Origin of the sequence: Streptomyces globisporus C-1027 (genome assembly GCF_000261345.2) — a bacterium.
Lineage (GTDB): Bacteria > Actinomycetota > Actinomycetes > Streptomycetales > Streptomycetaceae > Streptomyces > Streptomyces pakalii.
In genome coordinates, this window is sequence record NZ_CP013738.1 from 6,942,830 (window position 1) to 6,957,994 (window position 15,165).

The window sequence follows — 15,165 nt, forward strand, 5'->3', positions numbered from 1 at the left end:
GTGGTACTGCCTACGGAGAGCGTTTTTCAGACTCGGTGAAAGGTGCCATTTGTGTCCCAGGACGACCAGACAGCGGAGGGGCGGGAGGGGCTGGCGGTCACGGCCGACCTTCCCCCCGAACCGGTCAGTACCAGGACTCCCACCACCGACCGAGTGGTGTTCGGTGTCACGGCGGTCCTCACCCTCGCCTTCGTCGTGTGGGGAGCGACCGCGACCGACTCCCTGGAGAGCGTTTCCAGCAGCCTGCTCAACGGGCTGATCCACAACGGCGGCTGGGCCTTCATGCTCGCCGCCTCCGGCTTCGTCGTCTTCGCGCTGTGGCTGGCCATCAGCCGGTACGGCAAGATCTGCCTCGGCCAGGAGGGTGAGGAGCCGGAGTTCCGGACCGTCTCCTGGGTCGCCATGATGTTCAGCGCCGGTATGGGCATCGGGCTGATGTTCTACGGCGTGAGCGAACCCCTCGCCCACTTCCGTACCCCGCCGCCCGGCACCGACCCCGCGGACGCGGCCGACGCCATGGGAACGGCGATGGCCACGACCCTCTTCCACTGGACGCTGCACCCCTGGGCGATCTACGCGGTGGTCGGCCTCGCCATCGCCTACAGCGCGTACCGGATGCGCAGGCGGCAGACGATCAGCGCGGTCTTCGAGCCGCTGATCGGCAAGCGCCACGCCTACGGCGGCTTCGGCCGTTTCATCGACATCCTGGCCATCTTCGCCACCCTGTTCGGCTCGGCCGCCTCGCTGGGCCTCGGCGCGCTCCAGATCGGCAGCGGCTTCGAGGAACTGAACTGGATGGAGAAGACCGGCACCGGCCTCCTCGTCGCCATCATCGCCGTGCTGACCGTCTGCTTCGTCCTCTCCGCCGTCTCCGGTGTCGAGAAGGGCATCCAGTGGCTGTCCAACACCAACATGGTGCTGGCCCTGGTCCTGGTGGTGTTCGTCTTCATCGCCGGCCCCACGATCATCGTGCTCGACCTGCTGCCCACCTCCCTCGGCGCCTACCTCAGCGACCTCGGACAGCTCGTCGGGCGTACCGAAGCGTCCAGCGGCGAGGGCGTCGCGGACTGGCTCGGCAGCTGGACGGTCTTCTACTGGGCCTGGTGGATCTCCTGGACGCCCTTCGTCGGCATGTTCATCGCCCGCATCAGCCGCGGCCGTACGATCCGTCAGTTCGTCGGCGGAGTCATCCTGGTGCCCAGCACCGTCAGCCTGATCTGGTTCGCCGTCTTCGGCGGCTCGGCCATGAAGCTGGACGAGGCCGGCAAGCTCCAGGGCGCCGACACCCCCGAGGCGCAGCTGTTCGGCGTCCTCCAGGAGTTCCCGATCGCCACGGTCACCTGCATCCTCGTGATGGTCCTGGTCGGTATCTTCTTCGTCTCCGGAGCCGACGCCGCCTCGATCGTCATGGGCACCCTCTCGCAGAAGGGCGTCCTCGAACCCGGCAAGTGGGTCGTCATCTTCTGGGGTGTCGTGACGGGGGCCGTGGCCGCGATCATGCTGCTGATCGGCGAGGGCAAGGAGAACGCCCTCCAAGGCCTCCAGAACCTCACCATCCTGGTGGCCGCGCCCTTCACCATCGTGATGATCGGCATGTGCGTGGCCCTGATGCGGGACCTGCGCAGGGACCCGCAGATCGTCCGCCAGGAGTTCGGCGTGGAAGCGGTCGAGTCCGCGGTGATCGAGGGCCACGCCAAGTACGACGGCGACTTCGAGATCCGGATCGGCCCCGGGACCACGCCGGTCACGGACGAGCGCCACATGCACGAGTCCGGCGGATCGGGCTCGACGGCCACGTCCATCTCCACCGAGAAGCGGCCCTCGGGCCCCGGTCAGTCGGAGGACCGCCCCTCCGACTGACCACCGGCCGCGCTGCGCTGCGTAGCGTGACCGCACAGCTGCCCAGGAGCCCGCGACCGGACGCCGGTCGCGGGCTCCGGCGTGTGCGCGCCGAGCCCGGTCGGGCGGCCGGGGCCGCGCACCGACCGGGGGCCGTGCACCGGCGGACGGGGCCGCGTTCGGCTGCCCCGGGCCCGCGTTCGGCCGTCCCGAGCCCGGGGCAGCCCGGGATCGGGCCCGGGGACGGCCGGGCTCGGGCTCCGGCGGTGTTCGTACGCCGGTGGGCCGGGCTCGCCCAGGACGTGCGGCCTGTGTGGTGACGGGGCGGGCCGGGGCGGCCCGTGCAACGGCGGGCCCCAGGGGCGTGCCCGCGCCCCGTCACCCCACCAATGCCGCCGCCGCGCGTGCGCAGCCCCAGGCCACCGTCACGCCCGCGCCGCCGTGCCCGTAGTTGTGCACCAGGTGGCCGCCGTCCGGCAGGGTCTCCGCCTCGATCCGGACCCCCGCCTCCCGCGCCGGGCGCAGCCCCACCCGGTGCCCGAGCACCGGGGCGCCGGCGATCTCCGGCCGGATGCGCGCGCACCGCGCCACGATCTCCCGCGCCGTGTCCGGGTCGGGCTCCGTGCGCGGGTCGTCCGCCTCCGCCGTACCGCCCAGCACCAGCCGCCCCGGCTGCGGGAAGAAGTACGTCGTCGCGGCCGACGCCGGATCCGCCTCCGTGTACCACTCCTCGATCCCTGGGTTCTCCACCGCGACCAACTGCCCCCGCACCGCACGCACCCCGGCGTCGGGCACCAGCTCACGTGCCCCGAGCCCCGTGCAGTTCACCACCACCTGGCTCACCGCCGCCGCCTCGCCGAACCCCGTCACGGCCCGTCGCTCCACCGCACCGCCCGCCGCCACGAGCCGCCGCTCCAGCCACTCCAGATGGACCGGCATGTCCAGCAGCGGCAGCGTCACCCGCAGTCCCTCGGGCACCTCCACGGCGTCCTTCAGCCCGGCCGCCCACTCGCCCAGCGCCGCGAACCGCTCCCCGCCGTGCAGCCCGGGCACTCGCCGTACGCCGGTCTCCTCCGGGGCACCGGCCAGCTCCTCGTACACCGCCAGCGTCTCCAGCGACCAGTGGCCCACCCGCTCGGCCGGCTCGATCCGGTACGGCCACCACAGGGCCCCCGCCACCGCCGACGTGGTGGCCCCGGCCGGATCGCGCGACCAGACCCGCACCCGCAGCCCGCGCTCCGCCAGCGTCACGGCGGTGGTGAGACCGACGACCCCGCCGCCCACCACGATCACATCCGACACCACAGTCACTCCCATCCCCTCGACCCTCGCTGCCCGGACGCTAACCGAAACCGGAATCCCGGGACCAGGGGAACCGGAATCCCCGAGCCAGGGCGCGAGACGCAGCCCGCGCCGCAAGGCGCAGCGCCCCGCAGGTTCAACAAGTTGAGACAGGCTCGTTGACAGCGGTCGCCCCCGGCAGGATTCTGAGAGCGCTCTCAAGCTCAGGTGATGTGCCCCCCGCGCTCCATCCACGCATCCGCCCGATGAGGAGAACGAGCATGCCCGCTTTACGAAGAAGTCTCGGCGCGCTGACCGCCACTCTGGCCCTCGCCCTGGGTCTCACCACCGGCCTCGGCCAGACGCCGGCCGAGGCGGCGGTACCCGCCACGATCCCGCTGACCATCAAGAACGACTCGGGACGCGCCGACCAGATCTACGTCTACAACCTCGGAACGGAGCTCTCCACCGGCCGCCAGGGCTGGGCGGACGCGAACGGCACCTTCCACCCCTGGCCGGCCGGAGGTAACCCGCCCACCCCGGCCCCGGACGCGTCGATCGCCGGTCCGCGGAACGGGCAGTCGGTGACGATCCGGATGCCGAAGTTCTCCGGCCGCGTCTACTTCTCGTACGGTCAGAAGCTCGTCTTCAAGGTCACCACCGGAGGTCTCGTACAGCCCGCCGTGCAGAACCCGAGCGACCCGAACAGGAACATCCTGTTCAACTGGACCGAGTACACGCTCAACGACGCGGGTCTGTGGATCAACAGCACCCAGGTCGACATGTTCTCCGCCCCCTACTCCGTCGGCGTCAGGGCGCAGGGCGGCGCCGTCAGGAGCACCGGCAAGCTCAAGCCGGGCGGCTACAACGCGGTGTTCAACAACCTCAGGAACCAGTCCGGCGGCTGGTCCGGCCTCATCCAGACCCGGTCCGACGGGACGGTGCTGCGCGCCCTGTCCCCGGGGCACGGCGTCGGGAACGGCAGCCTGCCGTCCGGGACCATGAACGACTACATCAACCGGGTCTGGAGCCGCTACAGCAGCTCCGTCCTGACGGTGACACCGTTCGCGCACGAGCCGAACACCAAGTACTACGGCCGGGTCTCCGGCAACGTCATGAACTTCACCAACGGCTCCGGCGCCGTCGTGACCTCGTTCCAGAAGCCGGACTCGGACAGCGTCTTCGGCTGCTACAAGCACCTGGACGCCCCCAACGACCTGGTGCGCGGCCCCATCTCCCGCACGCTGTGCGCGGGCTTCAACCGCTCCACCCTGCTGAACGGTACGAACCACCCCGACAACAACGCGGCGAACTTCTACAAGGACTCCGTGACCAACCACTACTCCCGCCTCATCCACGCGCAGATGGTCGACGGCAAGGCGTACGGCTTCGCCTTCGACGACGTGGGCGCCCATGAGTCGCTCGTCCACGACGGTAATCCGCAGGGGGCGCTGATCACGCTCGACGGTTTCAGCTGACCGTCCCGCTCCCGGCCCGCTGGGACGTGCTCACCGGGCCGGTGGCCCCCGGGGTGTGCCCTTCTCCGTCCTCACCCGCCCAAGAGACGGTCAAGGTCTGGCCAAGGGTTGTCCGGCGTCAACTCCCTTACTCGTGAGGGGGGTTAACGTCCGCGCGTGAGAATCACCCGAACCCCCCGCACGGCGCCGACCACGCGCCGCACCCTGCTCCGGGCCTCCGCCGCCACCGCGGCGGCGGGCGTGCTCGCCGCGGGCTCCTCGCCCGTGGGCGCCGCCCCGCGCACCCGGTCCGCGACCGCCGCGAGGCCCGCGACCCCGGCCGCTGCGCTGAAGGAACTCGCGGCCGGGAACCGCCGCTGGCGTACGTTCCACCAACGGCATCCCCACGAGACCGCCGGGGTGCGCAGCGCCCTGGTCTCCGGCCAGTCGCCGTACGCGCTGATACTCGGCTGCATCGACTCCCGTGTCCCCCCGGAGCTGGTCTTCGACCAGGGGCTCGGCGACCTGATGACCGTCCGCTCGGCCGGCGAGGTGCTGGACGAGGCGGTCCTCGGCAGCATCGCCTACGGCGTCCTCGAACTCGGCATCCCGCTGGTCGTGGTCCTGGGACACCAGTCGTGCGGCGCGGTCGCCGCCGCGGTCCACGCGGAGGAGACCGGGGAGAGCCTGCCCGCGCACATCCAGTACGTGGCCGACCAGATCAGGCCCGCGATCGTGCACGGGCAGCACGGCGACGCCAAGGTGGACGCCACGGTCAGCGCCCAGGTCCGGCTGGTCCGCTCCCGGCTGGCGCGCGAGGCCGATCTCGCGGCGAAGGTGGCGGCGGGGGAGCTGGCGATCGTGGGGGCGCGGTACGAACTGAGCACCCAGCTGGTCCACCGGGTGGCCTGACGCCGGGGGCCCGGGCTCCCGGGCTCCCGGGCCACCGGACCCCGGGCTCCCGGGCCACCGACCCCGGGCTCCCGGGCCACCGACCCCGGGGCTCCTGGTCTCCGCGCCGACCGACGGGGCTGCCGCGCCGACCGACGGGTCCGGGCCGCCGTGGGCATCGCCCGCCCGCCGTGGGCATCGGCCGACGGGGCATCGCCCGGCCGGGGCATCGGGCACCGGCGACTAGGATCGGCACCCTGATGACTGCCACCCTCGTCGCCAAGGACCTCGCCGCCGGACACGGCGACCGCACGCTCTTCGCCGGGCTCGACCTCGTCGTCGCCCCCGGTGACGTGATCGGTCTCGTCGGAGTCAACGGGGCGGGCAAGTCCTCCCTGCTCCGTCTGCTCGCCGGGCTCGACCGGCCGGAGGAGGGGGAGCTGCGGCTCTCCCCGCCCACCGCCACCGTCGGCCACCTCCCGCAGGAGCCCGAGCGCCGGGACGGCGAGACCGTGGCCGCGTTCCTGGCCCGCCGCACCGGTGTCGCCGACGCCCAGCGCGTCATGGACGAGGCGACGGAGGCCCTGGTCGCGGGAGCCCCGGGCGCGGACGACGCGTACTCCGACGCCCTGGAGCGCTGGCTCGCCCTCGGCGGCGCGGACCTGGAGGAGCGGGCCGAGCAGGTCGCCGCGGAGCTGGGCCTGACCGTGGGCCTCGACCGGCCCATGACCGCGCTCTCCGGCGGCCAGGCGGCCCGCGCCGGACTCGCGTCGCTTCTCCTCTCCCGCTACGACGTCTTCCTGCTCGACGAGCCCACCAACGACCTCGACCTGGACGGGCTGGAGCGCCTGGAGCGCTTCGTCGCCGGCCTGCGCGCGGGCACCGTCGTCATCAGCCACGACCGTGAGTTCCTGATGCGCACGGTCACGAAGGTGCTGGAGCTGGACCTCGCCCAGCAGCAGATCAACCTGTACGGCGGTGGCTACGCCGCCTACCTGGAGGAGCGCGAGACCGCCCGCCGGCACGCCCGCGAGGGCTATGAGGAGTACGCCGACAAGAAGGCATCCCTCGAAGCGCGCGGCCACATGCAGCGCTCCTGGATGGACAAGGGCGTCAAGAACGCCCGCCGCAAGGCCACCGACGGCGACAAGCTCGGCCGCAACGCCCGCAGCGAGGCCAGCGAGAAGCAGGCCGCGAAGGCCCGCCAGACCCAGCGCATGATCGAACGCCTCGACGTGGTCGAGGAGCCCCGCAAGGAGTGGGAGCTGCGGATGGAGATCGCCTCCGCCCCGCGCTCCGGATCGGTCGTCGCCACCCTGCGCGAAGCCCGCGTCGTGCGCGGCGGCTTCACCTTCGGCCCCGCCTCGCTCCAGATCGACTGGGCGGACCGGGTCGCCATCACCGGGGCCAACGGCGCGGGCAAGTCCACTTTGCTGGCCGCCCTGTTGGAGCGGCTGCCGCTGGACTCCGGCAACGCCGCGCTCGGTTCGGGGGTCGTGGTCGGTGAGGTCGACCAGGCCCGCAGACTGTTCCTCGGGGCGCAGTCGCTGCTGGACGCGTTCTGCGCGGCCGTGCCCGACACGGAACCGGCCGAAGTCCGCACCTTGCTCGCCAAGTTCGGCCTGCGCGCCGACCATGTGACGCGCCCGGCCACCAGCCTCTCCCCCGGGGAGCGCACCCGCGCGGCCCTCGCCCTGCTCCAGGGCCGGGGTGTGAACCTCCTGGTGCTCGACGAGCCGACGAACCACCTGGACCTGCCCGCCATCGAGCAGTTGGAGGCGGCCTTGGAGACGTACACGGGCACCCTGCTGCTGGTCACGCACGACCGCAGGATGCTGGAGGCGGTCCGCACCACGCGCCGCGTCGAAGTGGCGGACGGCCAGATCAAGGAAGTCTGAACGGGATCGGGGAGCTGATGCCAGGCTTGCCGGTATGTCCCGTCGCGCAGTGAGTTTCGGAGCAATAGCGGAAGCGTACGAGCGGTTTCGGCCCGGATATCCGCAGGTGCTCCTCGACCGGGTGATGGCCTTCGCGGGTCACCCGGTCGACACCGCTCTGGAGATCGGCGCGGGAACGGGCAAGGCGACGCGTCTGTTCGCCCAGCAGGTGGCCTCGGTCACCGCCACGGACCCCGACGCGGTCATGCTCGCCGAGCTGCGCACGCACGTGCCGCCGGGCGTCCGCACGGAGCAGGCCGCGTTCGAGGAGCTGCGGCCGGACGAGACGTACGGGCTCGTCTACGCGGCGGCCTCGCTGCACTGGACCCAGCCGGAGGGCAGGTGGTCACGCATGGCCGAACTGGTGCGGCCCGAGGGCGTCTTCGCCTCGTTCGGCGGGCCTCTGCGACCGGCCGACCCGGCTGTCGGGGAAGCCGTACGCACGGTGCGGGCGCCGTTCCTCGACAGCGACGGGATCCCGTCCCCCGACGGAACGCCCCCGGAACACGCCATGCAGTGGCCGGGGACCGAACTCCAGCAGGCCCCGTGGTTCACCGACGTGCGGCAGTCGGTCATCGAACGGCGCTATGCGCTGAGCGCGAGCGACTACCTCGGCCACCTCTCCACGATCTCGGCCTATCTCGTGCTGGCCCCCGCGCAACGCGAAGAGCTGTTCAGGCGGATCGGGCGGGTGCTGCCCGAGGTGGTCGAGATGGAAGCCGACATCACGCTCCACCTCGCGCGCCGGCGCCACGAGCCGTAGGGCGCCGGCGACCGTCCGCCTCGCCGCGCACCGCCAGCTGCCCGCGCCGCCGGTAGGCAGCATCCACGGTGTCGCGGCGGCCCTTGCCGAGCGCAAGAACCGCCGCGAGGACGGGCACCGCGTCACCACGCCCACGACCGGACCATCACCGACCGCGGCCCGTCCCGGCGCCGACAGCCCTGCCGATGGTCCCCGTGGGCGGAGGTCATCGGGCTCAGCGCCCCCGGCCGCCGCCCTGCTTCGGGTCCGCCAGCCCGGCCCGCCGCAGCGCGTCCGCCATCGCGCTGTTGGCCGGAGCCGGAGCGCCCTGGCCGCCCTGCCGCGATCCGCCGCCGCGCCGGTTCCGGCCACCGCCGCCCTGACGGCCCTGGCCGCCACCGGACGACTGACCCTGGCCCTGACGCTGCTTGGGGGGACGGCCGCCCCGCTCGCCGCGGCCCTGCTGACCACCGCCGGAGCCGCCGCCCGCGCCGGGCTCGTCGTCGAGGCGCAGCGTCAGCGAGATCCGCTTGCGCGGCACGTCGACGTCCATGACCTTGACCTTCACGATGTCCCCGGGCTTCACCACGTCGCGCGGGTCCTTCACGAACGTCTTCGACAGCGCCGACACATGCACCAGCCCGTCCTGGTGGACGCCGATGTCCACGAACGCGCCGAACGCCGCGACGTTCGTCACGACACCCTCCAGCACCATGCCGGGCTCCAGGTCGCCGAGCTTCTCGACGCCTTCCTTGAAAGTCGCCGTACGGAACGCGGGCCGGGGGTCGCGCCCCGGCTTCTCCAGCTCCTTCAGGATGTCCGTCACGGTCGGCAGACCGAACATGTCGTCCACGAAGTCCGCCGCGCGCAGGGCACGCAGGGCGTCCGTGTTACCGATCAGCGAGGCGACCTCGCCACCCGCCGTTTCCCCCATCCGTCGCACCACGGGGTACGCCTCCGGGTGCACACTGGAGCCGTCCAGCGGGTCGTCGCCACCGCGGATGCGCAGGAAGCCCGCGCACTGCTCGTACGCCTTCGGGCCGAGGCGCGCCACGTCCTTGAGCGCCTTGCGGGAGCGGAAGGGGCCGTTGGCGTCGCGGTGCGTCACGATGTTCTCGGCGAGCCCCGAGCTGATCCCCGAGACCCGCGAAAGCAGCGGTGCGGAGGCGGTGTTGACGTCCACGCCGACGCCGTTGACACAGTCCTCGACGACCGCGTCCAGCGAGCGCGAGAGCTTCACCTCCGACAGGTCGTGCTGGTACTGCCCGACGCCGATCGACTTCGGGTCGATCTTCACCAGCTCGGCCAGCGGGTCCTGGAGCCGCCGCGCGATGGACACCGCTCCGCGCAACGACACGTCCATGTCGGGCAGTTCCTGCGAGGCGAACGCGGAGGCGGAGTACACCGAGGCGCCCGCCTCCGACACCATCACCTTGGTGAGCTTCAACTCCGGGTGCTTGTCGATCAGTTCGCCGGCGAGCTTGTCCGTCTCGCGGGACGCCGTGCCGTTGCCGATCGCGATCAGGTCGACCGCGTGCTCCTTCGCGAGGTGCGCGAGCTTCGCCAGCGCCTGGTCCCACTTGTTGGCGGGCACGTGCGGGTGGATCACATCGGTGGCCACCACCTTGCCGGTGGCGTCGACGACCGCGACCTTCACCCCCGTACGGAATCCGGGGTCCAGGCCCAGCGTGGCCCGCGTCCCGGCCGGGGCGGCGAGCAGCAGATCACGCAGGTTCGAGGCGAAGACCCGGACCGCCTCGTCCTCCGCCGCCGTACGCAGCCGAAGCCGCAGGTCGATGCCCAGGTGCACCTGGATCCGGGTCCGCCAGGCCCAACGCACCGTGTCGCCCAGCCACTTGTCGCCCGGGCGGCCCCGGTCGGCGATCTCGAAGCGGCGGGCGATCATGTTCTCGTACGCGGACGGGCCCGGCCGCTCGGCGGCCTCCGGCTCCTCCGGCTCCAGGACCAGGTCGAGCACGTTCTCCTTCTCGCCGCGCAGCATCGCCAGCACCCGGTGCGAGGGCAGCGCGGTGAAGGGCTCCGCGAAGTCGAAGTAGTCGGCGAACTTCGCACCCCCCTCCTCCTGGCCGTCGCGCACCTTCGCCGCCAGCCGGCCGCGCGTCCACATGCGCTCACGCAGCTCGCCGGTCAGGTCGGCGTCCTCGGAGAACCGCTCGGTGAGGATCGCCCGGGCACCCTCCAGAGCGGCAGCCGCGTCCGCCACCCCCTTGTCGCCGTCCACGAACGCGGCGGCAGCGGCGAGCGGATCGACCGACGGGTCCCCGAGCAGGCCGTCCGCCAGCGGTTCGAGCCCCGCCTCCCGGGCGATCTGCGCCTTGGTGCGCCGCTTGGGCTTGAACGGCAGGTAGATGTCCTCCAGGCGCGCCTTGGTCTCGGCCGCCCGGATGCTCGCCTCCAACGCCGCGTCGAGCTTGCCCTGTTCGCGTACGGAATCGAGGATCGCCGTACGCCGCTCCTCCAGCTCCCGCAGATAGCGCAGCCGTTCCTCCAGCGTGCGCAGTTGCGCATCGTCGAGGGATTCGGTCGCCTCCTTGCGGTAGCGCGCGATGAACGGCACGGTCGATCCGCCGTCGAGCAGCTCGACCGCCGCCCTGACCTGTCGCTCCCGTACGCCGAGCTCCTCGGCGATCCTGCCTTCGATGGACGTCGTCACGGTTTTCCCGACTCGCCTTCTCGTACTGGCTGTGCTGGCCGTGCTCGGGTCGTGATGAGCACGTTGTTGCTTGCCGGGGGCATCCCCCGGCCTGCATTGTGCCGCGTGGCCGGGGGCCGTGTCGCGTGACCTCGGGCAACACGCCCGGGAGCCCCGACGCGGTGCGCGGGGTCCCGGGCGGTGCCGGGGCCGGCCCGGGTCAGCCCCGGCCGGTCGCCGAGGCCGGGAACGCGCCCGCAGCCGCGGCCGTGAAGAGGAGGTTGCGAGCGAGTTCGGTGAGCCGCTCCACGTCTTCCGCGCCCAGGTGCTCGTACGGGGCGGTGTCCATCCGGTCCGTCGCCTCCTCGACCTCGGCGCGCAGCGCGGTGCCGGCCTCGGTCAGTGCCAGTTCCTCGCCCGCTTCCAGCAGTCCGCGCTCCCGCAGCCGCTGGGACGCCGCCTCCCAGTCGGTGCGCCGCCAGCCCCGGGAGGACAGGATCCAGCGGATCGCCATGCCCTTGCCGGTGGCCGTGTGGCTGACGAGCGACTCCAGCGGGTCGAGGCCGGCCGCGAGGAGGGCGGCGAGATGGGCGTCGCCCCGGTGCTCACGGAGCAGGGTCGCGGCGTGCCAGAACGCCAGGTGCGGCTCCTCGGGCACCGGCAGATCCGCGTGCGCGGCGTACAGCGGGCGGGCGTGCGGGGTGCAGGCCTCGGTTGCGCGCAGCGCGAGGCGGGCCGCCTCCGCCATTTCGTCGGAGGCGATGATCTCCTCGCCGAGCAGCCGCCGCAGCGTCGAGTCCGCCGCACGCAGCCGGGCTTCGAGGACCACCTCGGGGGAGGCGGTCTCCCAGACGGCCGGCACATGGCGGGCCACCAGCACGGGGTTGAAGTTGTAGAAGGTGGCGCTGACGGTCCCCGCGCCCACGGCGCCGAACGCGGCGGCACGGGTCGCGAAGTAGGCGGCGGAGGGATCCTCGATGCCGATCTTCGCCATCTCCGCACCCAGGTCGGGGGAGAAGAAGAGGCAGGAGTGCAGCGGGTTGACGGCGTTGTGGCAGCGGCGCTCCGCGCGGGCCGGGAGAGTACTCATACCTGCACGTTACCGACTGGTCGGTACGCCGTGAACCCCGGGGCACCACGGAACACGGCAGCCCGCGTCATGGCAGAAAAGGTGGGTTCCTCGTCATTGCGGCCATCGCCGACTGCCGCCCAGGATGACAGGCGTGACCCAGCGAACCGTGCTCGCCGTCCTCTTCGACGGTGTCCAGAGCCTCGACGTGACCGGTCCGATGGAGGTCTTCGCCGGAGCCTCCCGAGCGCCGGGCGTCGCCTACGATCTGCGCACCGCCTCGCTCGACGGCGGCCCCGTCCGCACGAGCGGGGGACTGACCCTGGTCCCCGACAGCAGCCTGGCCGAGGCACCCGTACCGCACACGCTGCTGGTCCCCGGCGGCTCCGGCACCCGGGACTCCCGGCCGGAGCTGACCGCCTGGCTGCGGGCCCGCGCCGGGCAGGCGGAGCGGCTGGTCTCCGTGTGCACCGGGGCTCTGCTGCTGGCCCGTGCGGGCCTCCTGGACGGCCACCGCGTGACGACCCACTGGAACTACTGCGAACAGCTCGCGCGCGACCATCCGGCCGTCCATGTCGACCCCGACCCGATCTTCGTACGGGACGGACACCTGGCCACCTCGGCGGGCGTCACCGCCGGTATCGACCTGGCGCTCGCGCTGGTGGAGGAGGACCACGGCCGGGACCTCGCGCTGACCATCGCCCGCCACCTCGTCGTCTTCCTGCGCCGTCCGGGCAGTCAGGCCCAGTTCAGCGCCCAGCTCAGCGCGCAGACGGCGCAGCGCGAACCGCTGCGTGCGGTCCAGCACTGGATCACCCAGCACCCGGACGCGGACCTCGCGGTCGACGCCCTCGCGGCCCGAGCCCGCCTCTCGCCCCGGCACTTCGCCCGCGCGTTCCAGGAGGAGACCGGGACGACACCGGGGCGGTACGTGGACCGCGTACGCCTGGAGCACGCGCGCAGGCTCCTGGAGGACACCTCCGACTCGGTCGAGCGGATCGCCGGTGCCAGCGGCTACGGGACACCGGAAGCCATGCGCCGCGCCTTCGTGAAGGCCCTCGCCACGGCACCCGGGGGAGTACCGCCGCCGCTTCCGTACACCGATGCCCGGTACCACCACTGTCTGACCCGACCCGTCCACCGAAAGGCAGCAACCGTGCAGATCGCCATCGTGCTCTTCGACCGCTTCACCGCCCTGGACGCGGTGGGCCCCTACGAGATCCTCAGCCGGGCGCCCGGGGCCGAGACCGTCTTCGTCGCCGAGCGGACCGGACCCGTCCGCAACGACAGCGGGAGCCTCGGGCTCGTCGCGGAGAAGACCCTCGCCGAGGTGACCTCGCCCGACCTGGTGATCGTGCCGGGCGGCCCCGGCCAGAGCGACCAGATGGAGAACGAGGCCCTGCTCGGCTGGCTGCGCGCGGTCGACGCCACCACCACCTGGACCACCTCGGTCTGCACCGGCTCGCTCCTGCTGGCGGCGGCCGGCCTCCTGGAGGGGCGGCGGGCCACCTCCCACTGGCTGGCGCTGGAGCTGCTGAAGGAGTTCGGCGCCGAGCCCACGGGGGAGCGTGTCGTCCTCGACGGCAAGTACGTCACCGCCGCCGGGGTCTCCTCCGGCATCGACATGGGGCTGACCCTGCTCGGCCGGATCGCGGGCGACGACACGGCGCGCTCGGTCCAGCTGCTCACGGAGTACGACCCGCAGCCGCCCTACGACTGCGGCTCGCCGGAGAAGGCCCCCGCGGCGCTCGTCGAGGAGTGGCGGACCAGGAGCCGCCACACCCCCAGGTAAGGGCCTCAGCGGGCGGGCGCCGTGGTGTAGGTGAAGCGGGGTGCGCGCCGCTCCAGGAAGGCGGCGACGCCCTCCGCCGTGTCCGTACTGCCGCGCGCCTCGGCGGCCCAGTGGGCGTCCCGGTCCGTCCGGCCCGCGGCGAACTCCTTCGCCGATGCCTGGGTCAGCTGCGACCGGGACGCCAGCACCCGTACGTACTCCTCCACCCGCTCGTCCAGGCCGCCGGGCGGCAGCACCTCGTCGACCAGGCTCGTGCGCAGTGCCCGTTCCGTGTCGATCAGCTCGCCGGAGAACAGCAGGTGCTTCGCCGTCCCCGGGCCGACGAGGGCGACAAGACGCCGGGTCGAGGACGCCGGGTAGACGATGCCGAGCTTGGCCGGGGTGACTCCGAAGGAGGCCCCCTCCTCCGCGAACCGCAGATCGCAGGCGGCCGCGAGCTGACCGCCGCCGCCCACGCAGTAGCCGCGTACCGCCGCCAGCGTCGGCCGGGGGAACGCGGCGAGCGCCTCCTCGGCCTCCACCGCCAGGCCCTGGGCGGTGCCCGCGCTCTCCCGCAGCGTGGAGATGTCGGCCCCGGCACAGAAGGTGTCCCCGGCCCCGGTCAGCACCAGCGCCCGGACCTCCGGATCGGCGGCCAGTCGCTCCAGCAGCTCCGGCAGGCTCCGCCACATCGCGGTGGTCATCGCGTTCCGCTTGGCGGGGTTGGTGATCACGACGGTGGCGACGCCGCGCTCGACGGACGTGATCAGCCGGGGTTCCGTACGGTCCATGCGCCGGATGCTATCCCCACGGTTCGAACCTATGATCAAGAAGGGGTCGCCAGGCAGGCACGCACCGTGAGGAGCTGTCGATGAACGGACCCACCACCGAGGGCAGGAAGCTCAGCCGCAGTTTCGGCTGGCTGGTGCTGCTCGGCACGCTGCTGGTGATCGCGGGCATCATCGGGCTCATCTACACCGGCGTGGCCACCCTCACCTCGATGCTGCTCTTCGGCTGGCTGCTGCTCGTCGGCGGTCTGGTCGGGCTGCTGCACGCGATCGAGTCGCGGGGCACGAGCTACTTCTGGCTGGGAGTGGTGGTCGCGGCCCTCAACATCGCCGCGGGCGTCGTCGTCATCAAGCACCCCGAGGGCACGGCCGAGGCGCTGACCATGTTCGCCGCCCTGCTCTTCCTGACCGGCGGGGTGTTCCGCCTCGTCGGCAGCGTCGTGGTACGCGGCCCGCAGATGGGGTGGACGCTGCTGCAAGGGGCCTTCGGCCTGCTGCTGGGACTGCTGGTGCTGTTCGACTGGCCGCACAGCAGCCTGTACGTGCTCGGCTGCTTCTTCTCGCTGGCCCTGCTGTTCGACGGACTCGGCCTGATCGCCATCGGCATCGGCGGCCGCCGTATCGTCAGCATGGTCTCGGAGCGGCTCGATGAAACGGTCCCGACCGCGGACGAGCCGATCACGACGGCAGAAGACGAGCAGAAGTAATCACCTGGCCGTCAGAGACCTACAGGTTTG

At 72.3% G+C, this 15,165-nt stretch carries 11 protein-coding genes and 1 pseudogene; 8 read left to right on the plus strand and 4 right to left on the minus strand.

Going from position 1 to position 15,165, the window contains the following annotated elements:
- The first annotated feature begins 51 nt into the window (after window positions 1–51).
- Complete coding sequence (locus WQO_RS30630; protein WP_010058051.1) at window positions 52–1,860, plus strand: BCCT family transporter; 1,809 nt, start codon at window positions 52–54, stop codon at window positions 1,858–1,860.
- 357 nt (window positions 1,861–2,217) lie between these two features.
- Here WQO_RS30630 and WQO_RS30635 read toward each other — a convergent pair whose 3' ends face one another.
- Window positions 2,218–3,156 carry an FAD-dependent oxidoreductase gene (locus tag WQO_RS30635; protein WP_032747886.1) on the minus strand — a complete coding sequence of 313 codons (939 nt, stop codon included), beginning with the start codon at window positions 3,154–3,156 and terminating at the stop codon, window positions 2,218–2,220.
- Window positions 3,157–3,401: 245 nt separating this feature from the next.
- Here WQO_RS30635 and WQO_RS30640 point away from each other — a divergent pair, with 245 nt between their 5' ends.
- From WQO_RS30640 to WQO_RS30655, 4 genes are all read left to right on the plus strand, one after another.
- Window positions 3,402–4,598 (plus strand): glycoside hydrolase family 64 protein, encoded by a 1,197-nt coding sequence (locus WQO_RS30640; RefSeq protein WP_010058048.1) that lies wholly within the window; start codon window positions 3,402–3,404, stop codon window positions 4,596–4,598.
- Window positions 4,599–4,754: 156 nt separating this feature from the next.
- The gene (locus WQO_RS30645) at window positions 4,755–5,489 is read left to right on the plus strand and encodes a carbonic anhydrase (RefSeq protein ID WP_010058047.1); all 735 of its coding nucleotides are present in this window, start codon (window positions 4,755–4,757) and stop codon (window positions 5,487–5,489) included.
- A 239-nt stretch (window positions 5,490–5,728) separates the two neighbouring features.
- Window positions 5,729–7,366, plus strand: coding sequence for an ABC-F family ATP-binding cassette domain-containing protein (locus tag WQO_RS30650; RefSeq protein WP_010058046.1), 1,638 nt, complete (start codon window positions 5,729–5,731; stop codon window positions 7,364–7,366).
- Window positions 7,367–7,400: 34 nt separating this feature from the next.
- Window positions 7,401–8,168, plus strand: a complete 768-nt coding sequence (locus WQO_RS30655; RefSeq protein WP_029182053.1) for a class I SAM-dependent methyltransferase — start codon at window positions 7,401–7,403, stop codon at window positions 8,166–8,168.
- 214 nt (window positions 8,169–8,382) lie between these two features.
- Here the strand turns inward: WQO_RS30655 and WQO_RS30660 are convergent, their stop codons facing one another.
- Together WQO_RS30660 and WQO_RS30665 are read right to left on the minus strand one after the other, a co-directional pair.
- Window positions 8,383–10,821 (minus strand): Tex family protein, encoded by a 2,439-nt coding sequence (locus tag WQO_RS30660; protein WP_010058044.1) that lies wholly within the window; start codon window positions 10,819–10,821, stop codon window positions 8,383–8,385.
- A gap of 199 nt (window positions 10,822–11,020) precedes the next feature.
- Complete coding sequence (locus WQO_RS30665) at window positions 11,021–11,890, minus strand: SCO6745 family protein (protein ID WP_010058043.1); 870 nt, start codon at window positions 11,888–11,890, stop codon at window positions 11,021–11,023.
- A gap of 133 nt (window positions 11,891–12,023) precedes the next feature.
- On the opposite strand from WQO_RS30665, the pseudogene WQO_RS30670 reads away from it, so the two are divergent.
- Together WQO_RS30670 and WQO_RS30675 are read left to right on the plus strand one after the other, a co-directional pair.
- Window positions 12,024–12,996: pseudogene (locus WQO_RS30670) on the plus strand (GlxA family transcriptional regulator).
- Window positions 12,997–13,025: 29 nt separating this feature from the next.
- A complete protein-coding gene (locus WQO_RS30675; protein WP_010058040.1) occupies window positions 13,026–13,661 on the plus strand; it encodes a DJ-1/PfpI family protein in 636 nt (211 codons plus the stop codon).
- A gap of 5 nt (window positions 13,662–13,666) precedes the next feature.
- Here WQO_RS30675 and WQO_RS30680 read toward each other — a convergent pair whose 3' ends face one another.
- On the minus strand, window positions 13,667–14,431 hold the full coding sequence (locus WQO_RS30680) for an enoyl-CoA hydratase/isomerase family protein (RefSeq protein WP_010058039.1): 765 nt from the start codon (window positions 14,429–14,431) through the stop codon (window positions 13,667–13,669).
- 80 nt (window positions 14,432–14,511) lie between these two features.
- On the opposite strand from WQO_RS30680, the gene WQO_RS30685 reads away from it, so the two are divergent.
- Complete coding sequence (locus WQO_RS30685) at window positions 14,512–15,135, plus strand: HdeD family acid-resistance protein (protein ID WP_010058037.1); 624 nt, start codon at window positions 14,512–14,514, stop codon at window positions 15,133–15,135.
- Window positions 15,136–15,165 lie beyond the last annotated feature (30 nt).

Bases quoted from the DNA above. Each gene is read 5' to 3' on its own strand.
- WQO_RS30635 (WP_032747886.1), bottom strand. From the start codon at position 3,156: ATGGGAGTGACTGTGGTGTCGGATGTGATCGTGGTGGGCGGCGGGGTC.
- WQO_RS30640 (WP_010058048.1), top strand. From the start codon at position 3,402: ATGCCCGCTTTACGAAGAAGTCTCGGCGCGCTGACCGCCACTCTGGCC.
- WQO_RS30650 (WP_010058046.1), top strand. From the start codon at position 5,729: ATGACTGCCACCCTCGTCGCCAAGGACCTCGCCGCCGGACACGGCGAC.
- WQO_RS30655 (WP_029182053.1), top strand. From the start codon at position 7,401: ATGTCCCGTCGCGCAGTGAGTTTCGGAGCAATAGCGGAAGCGTACGAG.
- WQO_RS30665 (WP_010058043.1), bottom strand. From the start codon at position 11,890: ATGAGTACTCTCCCGGCCCGCGCGGAGCGCCGCTGCCACAACGCCGTC.
- WQO_RS30680 (WP_010058039.1), bottom strand. From the start codon at position 14,431: ATGGACCGTACGGAACCCCGGCTGATCACGTCCGTCGAGCGCGGCGTC.
- WQO_RS30685 (WP_010058037.1), top strand. From the start codon at position 14,512: ATGAACGGACCCACCACCGAGGGCAGGAAGCTCAGCCGCAGTTTCGGC.